Source organism: Streptomyces sp. CA-243310, assembly GCF_050936775.1.
GTDB lineage: Bacteria > Actinomycetota > Actinomycetes > Streptomycetales > Streptomycetaceae > Streptomyces.
Window position 1 is genome coordinate 1,507,667 of the sequence record NZ_JBNJMF010000001.1, and the last position, 14,846, is coordinate 1,522,512.

The window sequence follows — 14,846 nt, forward strand, 5'->3', positions numbered from 1 at the left end:
TGCTTGAGGAGGCCCGCTGATGGCCCGGCGATACGACTGCAACGACGCGACGGACCGCAAGACGGGCCTGCGCGAAGCCGCATCCGCCGTGCGCCGCGGCGAGCTCGTCGTGCTGCCCACCGACACCCTGTACGGGATCGGTGCGGACGCCTTCAGCGCCGAGGCCGTCGGTGACCTGCTCGCCGCCAAGGGGCGCGGCCGCAACATGCCCACGCCCGTCCTCATCGGCTCGCCGAACACCCTGCACGGCCTGGTCACGGACTTCTCCGAGCAGGCCTGGGAACTCGTCGACGCCTTCTGGCCGGGCGCGCTGACGCTGGTCGCCAAGCACCAGCCGTCGCTGGCCTGGGACCTGGGGGAGACCCGCGGGACCGTGGCCGTGCGGATGCCCCTGCACCCCGTCGCGATCGAGCTGCTGACCGAGGTCGGCCCGATGGCCGTGTCCTCGGCGAACCTGACCGGGCACCCCGCCCCCGAGGACTGCGACGCGGCCCGCGAGATGCTGGGCGACTCCGTGTCCGTGTACCTGGACGGCGGGCCGACCCCCGGCATCCAGCCGTCGTCGATCGTCGATGTCACCGGGAAGGTCCCGGTCCTGCTGCGCGAGGGCGCGCTGACCGCGGACCAGCTGCGGGAGGTCGTACCCGACCTCGAGGTGGCCCCGTGAGCCCTGAGGGGCGTGGCATAGCAGGACACCTCCCGGCCGTGGCCGGGGGCGGATCCTTCCGCATACTCCACGTCAGCACCGGCAACGTGTGCCGCTCGCCGATCACCGAGCGGCTGACGCGGCACGCCCTGTCGCACCGCCTCGGCGGCCCCGTGACCGGTGACCTCATCGTGGAGAGCGCCGGCACCTGGGGTCACGAGGGGGCGCCGATGGAGGCCAACGCCGCCGCCGTCCTCGCCGACTTCGGGGCCGACGCCTCGGGGTTCACCGGGCGCGAGCTGCTGGACGAGCACGTCATACGCGCCGACCTGGTGCTCACCGCGACCCGGGACCACCGGGCACAGGTCATCTCCATGGGCCACTCCGCGGGGCTTCGGACCTTCACGCTGAAAGAGTTCACCCGGCTCGTGCGGGCGATAGATCCGGCCACCCTGCCGCCGCTGGACGACGGCATGGCGGAGCGCGCCCGCGCCCTGGTACGGGCCGCCGCCGCGCTGCGCGGCTGGCTGCTGGCCCCCTCGCCGGACGCCGATGAGGTGTACGACCCGTACGGGGCCCCCATCACCTTCTTCCGCTCCATCGGCGACGAGATCAACCAGGCCCTGGACCCCGTGGTCACGGCCCTGACGGGCGTCACCGCGGGGCGCTGAGGCCTCACCCGCGCGGCGGGCGCCACAAGGCGCGCCGGGCACCGCGGACCTACAGTGGGCGGTACCCGGTACACGCCTCTGGAGTCGCGCCATGAGCGTCATCACCCAGCCCACGGACCTGCTGCGGCAGCAGGACCCGCAGATGGCCGACGTGCTCGCCGGAGAGGCGCGACGGCAGGCCGGCACCCTCCAGCTGATCGCCGCCGAGAACTTCACCTCGCCCGCCGTGCTCACCGCCCTCGGATCGGCGCTCGCCAACAAGTACGCCGAGGGCTACCCGGGCGCCCGCCACCACGGCGGCTGCGAGTACGCCGACCTGGCCGAGCGGATCGCCGTCGAGCGGGCCCGCGCCCTCTTCGGGGTGGATCACGCCAATGTGCAGCCACACTCCGGTTCCTCCGCGGTCCTCGCCGCGTACGCCGCGCTGCTGCGCCCCGGTGACACGGTCCTGGCGATGGGGCTCCCCTACGGCGGCCACCTCACACACGGCTCACCTGCGAACTTCTCCGGCCGCTGGTTCGAGTTCGTCGGCTACGGGGTGGACGCCGAGACAGGCCTCATCGACTACGAACAGGTACACGAACTCGCCCGCCGGCACCGTCCCAAGGCCATCGTCTGTGGCTCGATCTGTTACCCCCGCCACCCCGAGTACGGGGTCTTCCGCCAGATCGCCGACGAGGTCGGGGCGTTCCTGATCGCGGACGCCGCGCACCCGATCGGCCTGGTCGCCGGCGGGGCGGCCCCCAGCCCCGTCCCCTACGCGGACGTGATCTGCGCGACCACGCACAAGGTGCTGCGCGGTCCGCGCGGAGGCATGGTCCTGTGCGGCGCCGAGTTCGCGGAACGGGTCGACCGGGCGGTGTTCCCCTTCACCCAGGGCGGCGCCCAGATGCACACCATCGCCGCGAAGGCCGTGGCCTTCGGGGAGGCCGCCGGGCCCGCGTTCACCACGTACGCCCACCGGGTGGTCGCCAACGCCCGGGCGCTCGCCGAGGAGCTGGAGGCCGACGGCTTCCTCGTGACGACCGGCGGCACCGACACCCACCTGATCAGCGTGGACCCCGCCCCGCTCGGACTGGACGGCCCGACCGCGCGCGGCCTGCTGGCCGCCGCCGGGATCGTGCTGGACACCTGCGCCCTGCCGTACGGGGAACAGCGCGGGCTCCGTCTCGGCACGGCGGCCGTGACCACGCAGGGCATGGGCGGGGCCGAAATGCGACGGATCGGCGCGCTGTTTGTGAACGCCCTCCACGGGGAAGCCGCGAAAACCCGTACGGAGGTCGAAGAGCTGACGCGCGAATTTCCACCGTATGGGTACTGACAGGGACAAGCCGGGCGTACCGCAACCGCGGTAGCCTCCCCGCGCGTCCTCGGAGTGGGGTACATCGCAGCTAATGTGTGGGGCTGAGATGGCCGGCGATACATCTGGGGCAGCCCGTGCGTGAATATCTGCTGACGCTGTGCGTCACGGTGGCGGTGACCTACCTGCTGACCGGGCCCGTGCGGAAGTTCGCCATCGCGGCCGGGGCCATGCCGGAGGTGCGCGCGCGTGACGTGCACCGGGAACCGACGCCGAGGCTCGGCGGGATCGCGATGTTCGGCGGTCTGTGCGCCGGCCTCCTGGTCGCCGACCACCTTCCGAACCTCAACGCGGTGTTCACCGCCTCGAACGAACCGCGGGCACTGCTCTCCGGAGCGGCGCTGATCTGGCTGGTGGGCGTCCTCGACGACAAGTTCGAGATCGACGCCCTGATCAAGCTCGGTTCCCAGATGATCGCCGCGGGCGTGATGGTCATCCAGGGCCTGACGATCCTGTGGATTCCGGTTCCCTTCATCGGCACCGTCTCGCTCACCCAGTGGCAGGGCAACCTGCTGACCGTCGCCCTCGTCGTGCTCACCATCAACGCCGTGAACTTCGTGGACGGCCTCGACGGGCTCGCCGCCGGCATGGTCTGCATCACCACCTGCGCCTTCTTCCTCTACGCGTACCGGATCTGGTTCGGCTACGGCATCGAGGCGGCGGCCCCCGCCACGCTCTTCGCCGCGATCCTGATGGGCATGTGCCTCGGCTTCCTGCCGCACAACATGCACCCGGCCCGCATCTTCATGGGCGACTCCGGCTCGATGCTGATCGGCCTGGTGCTGGCCGCCTCGGCGATCTCGATCACCGGGCAGGTGGACCCCGACACCATGGCGCTGTTCGCGGGTGGTGAGCGCAACGCGACCCACGCGATGCTGCCGGTCTTCATCCCGCTGGTGCTGCCGCTGACGATCATCGCGATCCCGATGGCCGACCTGGTGCTGGCCGTCGTCCGGCGCACCTGGAAGGGCCAGTCGCCGTTCGCGGCGGACCGCGGCCACCTGCACCACCGGCTGCTGGAACTGGGGCACTCGCACAGCCGCGCGGTCCTCATCATGTACTTCTGGTCCGGCCTGATCGCCTTCGGCGCCGTGGCCTATTCCGTGCACTCCACCTCGATGTGGATCGTGCTCGCCATCGCGGCGCTGAGCGCGCTGGGCCTCGTCCTCCTGCTGCTGCCGCGGTTCACCCCGCGCGCGCCGAGGTGGGCGGAGGGTCTCGTGCCGCCGCGCTATCGGCACGCGGAGCGGGCCGCGGAGGCGGCGGCCGAGGCGGCCGCGCTGGACGCGTCGGGCACGGAGCCGCAGCCGGCCCGCCCGATCGCGGCCGGGGTGTCCGGCGTCAACGGCGCGACTGCGATTGGCCCCCGTTCGCGCCTCCCCGACCGGCGTAAGGCCGGTTCCGCGCGCTGACGTCGGAGGTGCATGTCCGACATGAACTCCCTTTACCAGACAAGCCGCATGACTGTCCTGCACACACGCGCAGGGTCACTCTCATGTGTGACAGTCAGCACACCCACCGGGTAAAGCTCTCATCAAATACTTTGTGATACCGTTCACTAAACCCGGCGACAGAGCCGAAGGACCGTAGTGCGACGGTCCATTGGCCCGAGGCTCTCACTCGGACCGGGCTTACGCTCGTCCCGTACGAGTCCCGTATACCCCCACCATCACGCGGAGCCATGCGCCATGCTGTCCGATGACGCCCGATCCCTTTTGCATACCGCGGTACCCACCGCTGCGGTCGGCCTCGTGGCCGCTGCCGTCAGCGGCGTCGTCGCCGGCGGGAAGGGGGCTCTCGGGGCCGTCATGGCCACGATCGTCGTGATCCTGTTCATGGGGATCGGTTTTGTCATCCTGCAGCGGACGGCACGATCGCTGCCGCATCTGTTCCAGATGATGGGTCTGGCGCTCTACACGACCCAGATCCTGCTGCTCTTCGTCTTCGTCGCCGTGTTCCAGAACACGACGCTGTTCAATCCCAGGGCATTCGCGATCACCATCGTCGCGGCGACCCTTGCTTGGATCGCCGCGCAGACGCGCGCGCACATGAAGGCCAAGATCCTTTACGTCGAGCCCGAGTCCGCCAAGCGTGACAAGGGTGAGAAGCCCGAAAACACGGGGTCCTCTTCGTGAACGGTAGGGGCGGAATAAGTGCGCGTTCGAGATGCTGCTATCGTCCGGTGCCAACTGCGGCATCGCGGGCGCAGGCATCTGAGCTGACGCCTGCTTCAACGCGAGGCTCACTGCCTGCAAGCCGCCCCCACATCCGTAAGACCAGTCCCGTGCCGAACCGCGGCTGTGCGCCGCGCCGACACAACGAGGTTGCCGTACCTATGCGCCACGCTGAAGGAGCCCGCGGTGAGTGCTGACCCGACGCAGGTGCTCGCCTTCGAGACCGATTGCCACATCTTCGACGGCTGTGGCTTCCCGGCTCCTGGCCTGCACTCGTTCCTGTTCGAGCCGATCTTCGGCGACATCGACGGCACCGTCTACTTCAACAAGACGATGCTGTTGGCCCTGCTCGGGTCGATCATCATCGTCGGATTCTTCTGGGCCGCCTTCCGCAAGCCGAAGCTTGTTCCCGGAAAGCTCCAGATGGTCGCCGAAGCCGGTTACGACTTCGTGCGCCGCGGGATCGTCTACGAGACGCTCGGCAAGAAGGAAGGCGAGAAGTACGTCCCCTTCATGGTCGCGACGTTCTTCTTCGTCTGGATGCTGAACCTCTGGTCGATCGTCCCGCTCGCGCAGTTCCCGGTGACCGCGGTCATCGCGTACCCGGCGGGTCTCGCCCTGGTCATCTACTTCATGTGGATGTCGGTCACCTTCAAGCGCCACGGCTTCGTCGGCGGTCTGAAGAACCTCACGGGCTACGACAAGTCGCTCGGCGGGATCCTGCCGCTGGTCATGCTGATCGAGTTCTTCTCGAACGTGATCGTCCGACCGTTCACGCACGCGGTCCGTCTCTTCGCCAACATGTTCGCCGGCCACACCCTGCTGCTGCTCTTCACGATCGCCAGCTGGTACCTGCTGAACGGCATCGGCATCGCCTACGCGGGTGTGTCGTTCGTGATGGTCATCGTGATGACCGCGTTCGAGCTCTTCATCCAGGCTGTCCAGGCCTACGTCTTCGTGCTGCTGGCCTGCAGCTTCATTCAGGGCGCCGTCGCCGAGCACCACTGACCGGCCCCACCCCCAAACCAACAGTCGTCCGGTGGCCAACCCCCACCGGTCCATGAAAGAGAAGGAAGAACCGGCATGTCCGCTCTCCAGACCCTCGCTGCTGGCGTCGAAATCAAGGGCAACCTCGGCTCCATCGGTTACGGCCTCGCGGCCATCGGCCCCGGCGTCGGCGTCGGCATCATCTTCGGTAACGGCACCCAGGCGCTGGCCCGCCAGCCCGAGGCCGCCGGCCTGATCCGCGCCAACCAGATCCTCGGCTTCGCCTTCTGTGAGGCGCTTGCGCTGATCGGTCTGGTCATGCCGTTCGTCTACCCGACCTCCTGATCCCGGTAGCGAACAGACCCTTTAGACGGAAGGCACTGATGTGAACCCTCTGGTTCAGCTCGCGGCCGAAGAGGCGGAAAACCCCCTCATCCCGCCGATCCCCGAGCTTGTCATCGGCCTGATCGCCTTTGTCATCGTCTTCGGTTTCCTCGCGAAGAAGCTCCTCCCGAACATCAACAAGGTTCTGGACGAGCGTCGCGAGGCCATCGAGGGTGGCATCGAGAAGGCCGAGGCGGCCCAGACCGAGGCCCAGAGCGTGCTCGAGCAGTACAAGGCTCAGCTCGCCGAAGCTCGGCACGAAGCCGCGCGCCTGCGCCAGGAAGCGCTGGAGCAGGGCACTGCGCTCAAGGAAGAACTGCGCGCAGAGGGCCAGCGGCAGCGTGAGGAGATCATCGCTGCCGGCCACGCCCAGATCGCGGCTGACCGCAAGGCGGCCTCGCAGGCACTGCGTCAGGACGTGGGCAAGCTCGCCACCGACCTGGCCGGAAAGCTCGTCGGCGAGTCCCTTGAGGACCACGCCCGACAGAGCCGCACGATCGACCGTTTCCTCGGCGAGCTCGAGGAGAAGGCCGAGGCCGCCCGATGAACGGAGCGAGCCGCGAGGCACTGGCCTCCGCGCGTGAGCGTCTCGACGCGCTGATGGACAACACGTCCGTCGACGCGACGAAGCTCGCCGGTGAGCTGGCTGCCGTCACCGCGCTGCTCGACCGTGAGGTCTCGCTGCGTCGGGTCATCACGGACCCGGCGCAGCCCGGCGAGGCCAAGGCCGAGCTCGTGGGCCGCCTGCTGGCCGGCCAGGTCGGCGGGGAAACCCTCGACCTGGTGTCCGGCATGGCGCGCTCCCGCTGGTCGCAGTCCCGCGACCTGGTGGACTCGCTGGAGACGCTGGCGGCCACCGCCGACCTCACCGCGGCCCAGCAGGCGAACGGGCTCGACAACGTCGAGGACGAGCTGTTCCGGTTCGGCCGGATCGTCGCCTCGAACACCGGGCTGCGCTCCGCGCTGACCGATCGGGCGGCCACCGCCGCCGCCAAGAGCGAGCTGCTGCGCAGCCTGCTCGGCGGCAAGGCGAACGCGGTCACCGAGCGACTGGTGACCCGACTCGTCACGCACCCGCGTGGACGTAGCCTGGAAGCGGGACTCGACTCCCTTTCCACGCTCGCCGCCGAGCGCCGCAACCGCATGGTCGCCATCGTGACCACCGCGGTTCCGCTCAGCGACGCGCAGAAGCAGCGTCTCGGCGCGGTGCTGGCCAAGCTGTACGGCCGCCCGATGCACCTCAACCTCGACGTGGACCCCGCGGTCCTCGGCGGGATCGTGGTGCGGGTCGGCGACGAGGTCATCGACGGCACCATCGCGGACCGCCTCTCCGAGGCGACCCGCCGCATGGCCGGCTGACCAGCCACCAACTAGAACAAAGCATTCCTAGCGGCCCGGTTGGGCCGTGCAGAACTTGCAGAAGATTCCTGGGGGTCGCCCCCAGACCCCTAAGAAGCTTCAGGCCCAACAAGGAGAGCAGGGAACCCAGATGGCGGAGCTCACGATCCGGCCGGAGGAGATCCGGGACGCACTGGAGAACTTTGTCCAGTCGTACCAGCCGGACGCGGCCTCGCGCGAGGAGGTCGGAACGGTCAGCGTTGCCGGCGACGGCATCGCGAAGGTGGAGGGCCTGCCCTCCGCCATGGCGAACGAGCTGCTGAAGTTCGAGGACGGCACCCTCGGTCTCGCCCTCAACCTCGAGGAGCGCGAGATCGGTGCGGTCGTCCTCGGCGAGTTCAGTGGCATCGAGGAGGGCCAGCCGGTGCAGCGCACCGGTGAGGTTCTCTCCGTAGGTGTCGGCGAGGGTTACCTCGGCCGCGTTGTCGACCCGCTCGGCAACCCGATCGACGGTCTCGGCGAGATCGCGACCGAAGGCCGCCGCGCCCTCGAGCTGCAGGCCCCGGGCGTCATGGTCCGCAAGTCGGTCCACGAGCCCATGCAGACCGGCTACAAGGCCATCGACGCGATGGTGCCGATCGGCCGCGGCCAGCGCCAGCTGATCATCGGCGACCGTCAGACCGGCAAGACCGCTCTGGCCGTCGACACGATCATCAACCAGCGCGACAACTGGCGCTCGGGCGACGTGAACAAGCAGGTTCGCTGCATCTACGTCGCCATCGGCCAGAAGGGCTCGACCATCGCGTCCGTTCGCGGCGCCCTGGAAGACGCCGGCGCGCTGGAGTACACGACGATCGTCGCCGCCCCGGCGTCCGACCCGGCCGGCTTCAAGTACCTGGCGCCGTACACCGGTTCCGCCATCGGCCAGCACTGGATGTACGCCGGCAAGCACGTCCTGATCATCTTCGACGACCTGTCGAAGCAGGCCGACGCCTACCGCGCCGTGTCGCTGCTGCTGCGCCGCCCGCCGGGCCGCGAGGCCTACCCGGGTGACGTCTTCTACTTGCACTCCCGTCTGCTGGAGCGCTGCGCGAAGCTCTCCGACGACATGGGTGCCGGTTCGATGACCGGTCTGCCGATCGTCGAGACCAAGGCGAACGACGTGTCGGCGTTCATCCCGACCAACGTCATCTCCATCACCGACGGCCAGTGCTTCCTGGAGTCCGACCTGTTCAACGCGGGCCAGCGCCCGGCGCTGAACGTCGGTATCTCGGTCTCCCGCGTCGGTGGTTCCGCCCAGCACAAGGCGATGAAGCAGGTTTCCGGCCGTCTGCGCCTGGACCTCGCCCAGTACCGCGAGCTGGAGGCGTTCGCCGCCTTCGGTTCCGACCTGGACGCCGCCTCGAAGTCCTCGCTGGAGCGCGGCAAGCGTCTGGTCGAGCTGCTGAAGCAGGGCCAGTACCAGCCGATGCCCGTCGAGGAGCAGGTCGTCTCCGTCTGGGCCGGTACCACCGGCAAGATGGACGAGGTCCCGGTCAACGACATCCGTCGCTTCGAGTCGGAGCTGCTGGAGCACCTGCGCCGCGAGCGCAAGGACCTCCTCACCTCCATCTCCGAGGGCGGCAAGATGTCGGACGACACCCTGACGTCGATCGCCGACGCCATCGCCGCCTTCAAGCAGCAGTTCGAGACCTCGGACGGCAAGCTTCTGGGCGAGGACGCGCCGGCCGTCAACGTCTCCAAGTGACGACGGAAGGGACCTGACTCATGGGAGCGCAGCTCCGGGTCTACAAGCGTCGCATCCGTGCCGTCACGGCGACCAAGAAGATCACCAAGGCGATGGAAATGATCGCCGCCTCGCGCATCGTCAAGGCGCAGCGCAAGGTGGCGGCATCGATGCCGTACGCGACCGAGCTCACCCGTGCGGTGACCGCGGTGGCGACCGGCTCGAACACCAAGCACGCCCTGACCACCGAGGTCGAGACGCCGGTGCGCGCCGCGGTCCTGCTCATCACGAGCGACCGCGGTCTGGCCGGCGGCTACTCCTCGAACGCCATCAAGCAGGCGGAGCGGCTCAGCGAGCGGCTGCGCGGCGAGGGCAAGGAGGTCGACACGTTCATCGTCGGCCGTAAGGGTCTGGCCTACTTCGGCTTCCGCGAGCGCAAGGTCGCGGAGTCGTGGACCGGCTTCACCGACAGCCCGGCCTACGCCGACGCCAAGCGCGTCGCGGAGCCGCTGATCGAGGCCATCCAGAAGGAAACGGCCGAGGGCGGCGTCGACGAGCTGCACATCGTCTACACGGAATTCGTGTCGATGATGACGCAGAACGCGGTCGACGGCCGGATGCTGCCGCTCAGCTTCGACAAGGTCGAAGAAGAGTCCGGCGCGAAGGGCGAGATCCTTCCGCTGTTCGACTTCGAGCCGTCGGCGGAGGACGTCCTCGACGCCCTGCTGCCGCGCTACGTCGAGAGCCGTATCTACAACGCACTGCTGCAGTCGGCCGCTTCCGAGCACGCCGCCCGCCGCCGCGCGATGAAGTCGGCGACCGACAACGCCGGAGACCTCATCAAGAGCCTCTCCCGGCTTGCCAACGCGGCCCGCCAGGCCGAAATCACCCAGGAAATCAGCGAGATCGTCGGTGGCGCGAGCGCCATGGCTGACGCGACCGCGGGGAGTGACAAGTAATGACGACCACTGTTGAGACGGCCGCCGCCACGGGCCGCGTCGCCCGGGTCATCGGCCCGGTCGTCGACGTGGAGTTCCCCGTCGACGCCATGCCCGAGATCTACAACGCGCTGAAGGTCCAGGTCGCCGACCCGGCCGAGGACGGCGCGCTGAAGACGCTGACCCTGGAAGTCGCCCAGCACCTGGGTGACGGCCTGGTCCGCACCATCTCCATGCAGCCCACCGACGGTCTGGTCCGCCAGGCCGCGGTGACCGACACGGGCGAGGGCATCACCGTCCCCGTCGGTGACTTCACCAAGGGCAAGGTGTTCAACACCCTCGGTGAGGTGCTGAACTACCCGGAGGAGAACGCCAACGTCACCGAGCGTTGGCCCATCCACCGCAAGGCGCCCCGCTTCGACGAGCTCGAGTCGAAGACCGAGATGTTCGAGACCGGCGTCAAGGTCATCGACCTTCTCACCCCGTACGTCAAGGGTGGAAAGATCGGTCTGTTCGGTGGTGCCGGTGTCGGCAAGACCGTTCTGATCCAGGAAATGATCTACCGCGTGGCCAACAACCACGACGGTGTGTCGGTGTTCGCGGGCGTCGGTGAGCGTACCCGTGAGGGCAACGACCTCATCGAGGAGATGGCCGAGTCCGGCGTCATCGACAAGACGGCGCTCGTCTTCGGCCAGATGGACGAGCCCCCGGGCACCCGTCTGCGCGTCGCCCTTGCCGGTCTGACCATGGCGGAGTACTTCCGCGATGTGCAGAAGCAGGACGTGCTGTTCTTCGTCGACAACATCTTCCGGTACACCCAGGCGGGTTCCGAGGTGTCGACCCTGCTCGGCCGCATGCCCTCCGCGGTGGGTTACCAGCCGAACCTGGCCGACGAGATGGGTCTCCTCCAGGAGCGCATCACCTCGACCCGTGGTCACTCGATCACCTCGATGCAGGCGATCTACGTCCCCGCGGACGACCTGACCGACCCGGCGCCGGCGACCACCTTCGCCCACCTCGACGCGACGACGGTTCTTTCCCGTCCGATCTCCGAGAAGGGCATCTACCCGGCCGTGGACCCGCTGGACTCGACGTCCCGCATCCTCGACCCGCGGTACATCGCGGCGGACCACTACGCCACGGCGATGCGCGTCAAGGGGATCCTCCAGAAGTACAAGGACCTCCAGGACATCATCGCGATCCTCGGTATCGACGAGCTGGGCGAGGAGGACAAGCTCGTTGTCCACCGTGCCCGTCGCGTCGAGCGCTTCCTGTCGCAGAACACCCACGTGGCGAAGCAGTTCACCGGCGTGGACGGTTCGGACGTTCCGCTGGACGAGTCGATCGTCGCCTTCAACGCGATCTGCGACGGCGACTACGACCACTTCCCCGAGCAGGCGTTCTTCCTGTGCGGTGGCATCGAGGACCTGAAGGCCAACGCCAAGGAGCTGGGCGTCTCCTGAAGCCCCGCTCCTCGTGAGCAGAGCTGATTGACGGAGAGGGGCGGGTGCGTCCCGTCCCTCTCCCCACGCCCATTAGAATTTGACCCAACACCCGGCCGACCCGCCGGGTGGTGACCCGAGGAGCCACCTTGGCTGCTGAGCTGCACGTCGAGCTGGTCGCGGCGGACCGCAATGTCTGGTCCGGCGAGGCCACCCTTGTTGTCGCCCGCACCACGTCCGGCGACATCGGCGTCATGCCCGGTCACCAGCCGCTTCTCGGTGTGCTGGAATCGGGCCCTGTGACCATCCGCACCAGCGAGGGCGGCACTGTCGTCGCCGCGGTGCACGGCGGATTCATCTCGTTCGCGGACAACAAGTTGTCGCTGCTGGCCGAGATCGCCGAGCTCGCGGACGAGATTGACGTCCAGCGGGCGGAGCGGGCACTGGATCGTGCGAAGTCGGAGGCCGACGCGGCCGCCGAGCGTCGCGCGGATGTCCGACTGCGCGCGGTAACGGGGCACTGAGCCCCGTACCGAATAGTGTGCGACCTCAGCCGCGGTTCGTTCTGGAATCTTCCAGACCGGGTCGCGGCTGAGGCGATGTACGTCCGTTTTTCGCATGGCGGTATTCGATGAGCGAGGAGGTCGGTGAAGATGCTCCTCGCTCTGCTTGTGAGCGGCCTGATCGTGGTCTTGTTGGCGATCGGGCTCTTTGTCTTCGGGCTGCGCCGGAGACTGATCCAGCGGTCCGGGGGGACCTTCGACTGCAGCCTGCGGTGGGGCGGTGTGGCCGAGGGGCCCGACGTCTCCGGCAAGGGATGGGTGTACGGGGTCGCCCGCTACAGCGGTGACCGGATCGAATGGTTCAGGGTCTTCAGCTACTCCCCGCGCCCGCGCCGGCTGCTGGAGCGTTCCTCCATCGAGGTCCTCGCCCGTCGCGCGCCCGAGGGCGAGGAGGAGCTCGCGCTGCTCTCGGACGCCGTCGTGCTCGGTTGTTCCCACCGGGGGACCCGCCTGGAGCTGGCGATGAGCGACGACGCGCTGACCGGTTTCCTGGCCTGGCTGGAGGCGGCGCCTCCCGGCCAGCGGGTGAACGTGGCCTGAGCGGTACCGGCACGTGAGGAAGCCGGGGAGAAGGGGGACGGACCCTTCTCCCCGGCTTCGTCGGTTCACCGGTGCGGAGCGTGGGGGCTACTGCAGACCGGTGTGGATCGCGTTGGCGAGTTCACCGTTGGTGGTGTCGCCGCTGAACTCCCAGAAGAAGGCTCCGCGCAGTCCCTGCTGCTTGGTCCAGGCCATCTTTCCGGCGACGGTGGCGGGGGTGTCGTAGCTCCACCAGTTGCTGCCGCACTTGGCGTAGGCGGTGCCGGCGATGGTGCCGGTGGACGGGCAGCTCGCCTTGAGGACCTTGTAGTCCTCGATGCCGGGCTCGTACGTGCCCGGGGCGGGCCCGGTGGCCGTGCCGCCCGGGGTGGCCTGGGTGACGCCGGTCCAGCCGCGGCCGTAGAAGCCGATGCCGAGGTTGAGCTTGGAGCCGGCGATGCCCTTGCCCTTGAGCTTGGTGATCGCGGCCTCGGAGTTGAAGCCGTCCTGCGGGATGCCGGAGTAGGCGGTGAGCGGGGAGTGCGGGGCCGTGGGGCCCTGCGCCGCCCAGGCGCCGAAGAAGTCGTACGTCATGACGTTGTAGAAGTCGACGTACTGGGCGGCGCCCGCGTAGTCGGCCGCGTCGAGCTTGCCGCCGTTGGAGCCGTCGGCGGAGATCGCGGCGGTGACCAGGTTGTTCGCGCCGAACTTGCCGCGGACGGCCTGCATCAGGTTCTTGAGGGAGGCCGCGCCGCTGGTGTCGCAGGTCAGGCCACAGGCGTTCGGGTACTCCCAGTCGAGGTCGATGCCGTCGAAGACGTCGGCCCACCGCGGGTCCTCGACCAGGTCGTGGCAGGACTGGGCGAAGGCGGCCGGGTTCGCGGCGGCCTGGCCGAAGCCGCCGGACCAGGTCCAGCCGCCGAAGGACCAGAGGATCTTGATGTTCGGGTACTTCGCCTTGAGCTTGCGCAGCTGGTTGAAGTTGCCGCGCAACGGCTGGTCCCAGGTGTCGGCGACGCCGTCGACGCTCTGGTCGGCGGTGTAGGCCTTGTCGTAGTCGGCGTACGCGTCGCCGATGGTGCACTTGCCGCCCTGGACGTTGCCGAAGGCGTAGTTGATGTGCGTGATCTTCGCGGCGGAGCCGGAGGTGACCAGGTTCTTCACGTGGTAGTTGCGCTGGTAGACGCCCCAGTTGGTGAAGTAGCCGAGCTTGACCCTGGTGCCGTCACCGGGGTCGGGGCCGGGGCCCGTGCCGCCGCCCGGGGTGGTCACCGAGAGGGAGCCGGAGGAGGGGCCGGTCTGGTCGACGCTGTCGCGGGCGGTGACCGTGTAGGCGTACGTCGTGCCCTTGGTCAGGCCGCTGTCGGCGTAGCTGGTGCCGGTCACCGTGGCGACCTTGCTGCCGCCGCGGTAGACGTCGTAGTTCTTGATCCCCTTGTCGTCGGTGGCCGCGGCCCAGTTCAGGGTGAGCGAGGTCTCGGTGACCCCGGTCGCGGTGGGGGTGCCGGGGGCGGACGGCGGGTTGTCGGTGGGGGTGGTGCCGCCGTCGCAGGAGCCGCCGTTGATCTTGCAGCCGGAGGGGGCGCCCGGGCCGGTGCCGTTGAAGCCGAAGCTGACGCTCGCACCGGGGGCGAGGGCGCCGTTCCAGCCGACGTTCTTGGCCGTCCAGTGGTTGCCCGAGGCGGTGACGGTGGCGTCCCAGGCCGAGGTGACCTTGGTGCCGGCCGGGTAGTCCCACTCCACGGTCCAGCTGTTGATGGCGGTGGTGCCGGTGTTCTTCACCGTCCACTTGCCCTCGAAGCCGGAGCCCCAGTCGGAGGCCTTGGCGTAGGTCGCGGTGGCGGAGGTGGCGGCCTGTGCGGTGCCGGCCAGGCCGACGAGGCCGGCGACGGGCAGGGCCAGGGCGACCGCGGTCGCGGCCAGCCTTCTGAACAGTCGTACGCGTCGTGGGGGTGCTGTGCTCAAGGGTGCTCCTCCGTAGGTCCGTCGAAGTCGTGGGGCCGACTCCGACATGGGGGTGGGACCTGCGCCGCCCGTGAGCACGCCGCGTCAAGGTTCTTGTCATGACACGCTCACCACAGTGTTGCGGTGAGATTAG

The 14,846-nt window shown here is 68.7% G+C and carries 15 protein-coding genes; 14 read left to right on the forward strand and 1 reads right to left on the reverse strand.

All coding sequences use genetic code 11. The features are described 5' to 3' along the window. Window positions 1–19 precede the first annotated feature (19 nt). The 14 genes from ACQEVM_RS07165 to ACQEVM_RS07230 all read left to right on the forward strand — a co-directional run bounded on the left by ACQEVM_RS07165 (window position 20) and on the right by ACQEVM_RS07230 (window position 12,769). Window positions 20–667 carry an L-threonylcarbamoyladenylate synthase gene (locus tag ACQEVM_RS07165; protein ID WP_053677425.1) on the forward strand — a complete coding sequence of 216 codons (648 nt, stop codon included), beginning with the start codon at window positions 20–22 and terminating at the stop codon, window positions 665–667. Beyond that, window positions 664–1,317 carry a low molecular weight phosphatase family protein gene (locus tag ACQEVM_RS07170; protein ID WP_053677427.1) on the forward strand — a complete coding sequence of 218 codons (654 nt, stop codon included), beginning with the start codon at window positions 664–666 and terminating at the stop codon, window positions 1,315–1,317. The genes ACQEVM_RS07165 and ACQEVM_RS07170 overlap by 4 nt, the downstream gene beginning before the upstream one ends. 91 nt (window positions 1,318–1,408) lie before the next feature. Further along, window positions 1,409–2,638 (forward strand): serine hydroxymethyltransferase, encoded by a 1,230-nt coding sequence (gene glyA, locus ACQEVM_RS07175; protein WP_433076173.1) that lies wholly within the window; start codon window positions 1,409–1,411, stop codon window positions 2,636–2,638. A 116-nt stretch (window positions 2,639–2,754) separates the two neighbouring features. Continuing rightward, window positions 2,755–4,089 carry an MraY family glycosyltransferase gene (locus ACQEVM_RS07180; protein ID WP_433076175.1) on the forward strand — a complete coding sequence of 445 codons (1,335 nt, stop codon included), beginning with the start codon at window positions 2,755–2,757 and terminating at the stop codon, window positions 4,087–4,089. A gap of 276 nt (window positions 4,090–4,365) precedes the next feature. Then, window positions 4,366–4,812 (forward strand): hypothetical protein, encoded by a 447-nt coding sequence (locus ACQEVM_RS07185; RefSeq protein ID WP_433076177.1) that lies wholly within the window; start codon window positions 4,366–4,368, stop codon window positions 4,810–4,812. A 225-nt stretch (window positions 4,813–5,037) separates the two neighbouring features. Beyond that, complete coding sequence (gene atpB, locus ACQEVM_RS07190) at window positions 5,038–5,859, forward strand: F0F1 ATP synthase subunit A (protein ID WP_053677435.1); 822 nt, start codon at window positions 5,038–5,040, stop codon at window positions 5,857–5,859. 75 nt (window positions 5,860–5,934) lie between these two features. Next, window positions 5,935–6,183 (forward strand): ATP synthase subunit C, encoded by a 249-nt coding sequence (locus tag ACQEVM_RS07195; RefSeq protein ID WP_030008695.1) that lies wholly within the window; start codon window positions 5,935–5,937, stop codon window positions 6,181–6,183. Window positions 6,184–6,223: 40 nt separating this feature from the next. Next, a complete protein-coding gene (locus tag ACQEVM_RS07200) occupies window positions 6,224–6,769 on the forward strand; it encodes a F0F1 ATP synthase subunit B (RefSeq protein WP_053677437.1) in 546 nt (181 codons plus the stop codon). Next, window positions 6,766–7,581, forward strand: a complete 816-nt coding sequence (locus ACQEVM_RS07205; protein ID WP_433076179.1) for a F0F1 ATP synthase subunit delta — start codon at window positions 6,766–6,768, stop codon at window positions 7,579–7,581. The genes ACQEVM_RS07200 and ACQEVM_RS07205 overlap by 4 nt, the downstream gene beginning before the upstream one ends. A gap of 130 nt (window positions 7,582–7,711) precedes the next feature. Further along, a complete protein-coding gene (gene atpA / locus ACQEVM_RS07210) occupies window positions 7,712–9,307 on the forward strand; it encodes a F0F1 ATP synthase subunit alpha (RefSeq protein WP_433076180.1) in 1,596 nt (531 codons plus the stop codon). Between the two features lie 20 nt (window positions 9,308–9,327). Beyond that, window positions 9,328–10,245 (forward strand): F0F1 ATP synthase subunit gamma, encoded by a 918-nt coding sequence (locus tag ACQEVM_RS07215; protein WP_433076182.1) that lies wholly within the window; start codon window positions 9,328–9,330, stop codon window positions 10,243–10,245. Then, window positions 10,245–11,687 carry a F0F1 ATP synthase subunit beta gene (gene atpD / locus ACQEVM_RS07220; RefSeq protein WP_433076184.1) on the forward strand — a complete coding sequence of 481 codons (1,443 nt, stop codon included), beginning with the start codon at window positions 10,245–10,247 and terminating at the stop codon, window positions 11,685–11,687. Before ACQEVM_RS07215 ends, atpD begins: the two co-directional genes overlap by 1 nt. A gap of 128 nt (window positions 11,688–11,815) precedes the next feature. Beyond that, window positions 11,816–12,190, forward strand: coding sequence for a F0F1 ATP synthase subunit epsilon (locus ACQEVM_RS07225; RefSeq protein ID WP_053677447.1), 375 nt, complete (start codon window positions 11,816–11,818; stop codon window positions 12,188–12,190). A gap of 129 nt (window positions 12,191–12,319) precedes the next feature. After that, window positions 12,320–12,769, forward strand: a complete 450-nt coding sequence (locus ACQEVM_RS07230) for a DUF2550 domain-containing protein (RefSeq protein WP_053677710.1) — start codon at window positions 12,320–12,322, stop codon at window positions 12,767–12,769. Between the two features lie 87 nt (window positions 12,770–12,856). On the opposite strand, the gene ACQEVM_RS07235 is transcribed toward ACQEVM_RS07230, so the two are convergent. Continuing rightward, a complete protein-coding gene (locus tag ACQEVM_RS07235; RefSeq protein WP_433076187.1) occupies window positions 12,857–14,761 on the reverse strand; it encodes a glycosyl hydrolase family 18 protein in 1,905 nt (634 codons plus the stop codon). Window positions 14,762–14,846 lie beyond the last annotated feature (85 nt).

Bases quoted from the DNA above. Each gene is read 5' to 3' on its own strand.
- ACQEVM_RS07165 (WP_053677425.1), top strand. From the start codon at position 20: ATGGCCCGGCGATACGACTGCAACGACGCGACGGACCGCAAGACGGGC.
- glyA (WP_433076173.1), top strand. From the start codon at position 1,409: ATGAGCGTCATCACCCAGCCCACGGACCTGCTGCGGCAGCAGGACCCG.
- ACQEVM_RS07185 (WP_433076177.1), top strand. From the start codon at position 4,366: ATGCTGTCCGATGACGCCCGATCCCTTTTGCATACCGCGGTACCCACC.
- ACQEVM_RS07195 (WP_030008695.1), top strand. From the start codon at position 5,935: ATGTCCGCTCTCCAGACCCTCGCTGCTGGCGTCGAAATCAAGGGCAAC.
- ACQEVM_RS07205 (WP_433076179.1), top strand. From the start codon at position 6,766: ATGAACGGAGCGAGCCGCGAGGCACTGGCCTCCGCGCGTGAGCGTCTC.
- atpA (WP_433076180.1), top strand. From the start codon at position 7,712: ATGGCGGAGCTCACGATCCGGCCGGAGGAGATCCGGGACGCACTGGAG.
- ACQEVM_RS07215 (WP_433076182.1), top strand. From the start codon at position 9,328: ATGGGAGCGCAGCTCCGGGTCTACAAGCGTCGCATCCGTGCCGTCACG.
- atpD (WP_433076184.1), top strand. From the start codon at position 10,245: ATGACGACCACTGTTGAGACGGCCGCCGCCACGGGCCGCGTCGCCCGG.
- ACQEVM_RS07230 (WP_053677710.1), top strand. From the start codon at position 12,320: ATGCTCCTCGCTCTGCTTGTGAGCGGCCTGATCGTGGTCTTGTTGGCG.
- ACQEVM_RS07235 (WP_433076187.1), bottom strand. From the start codon at position 14,761: ATGTCGGAGTCGGCCCCACGACTTCGACGGACCTACGGAGGAGCACCC.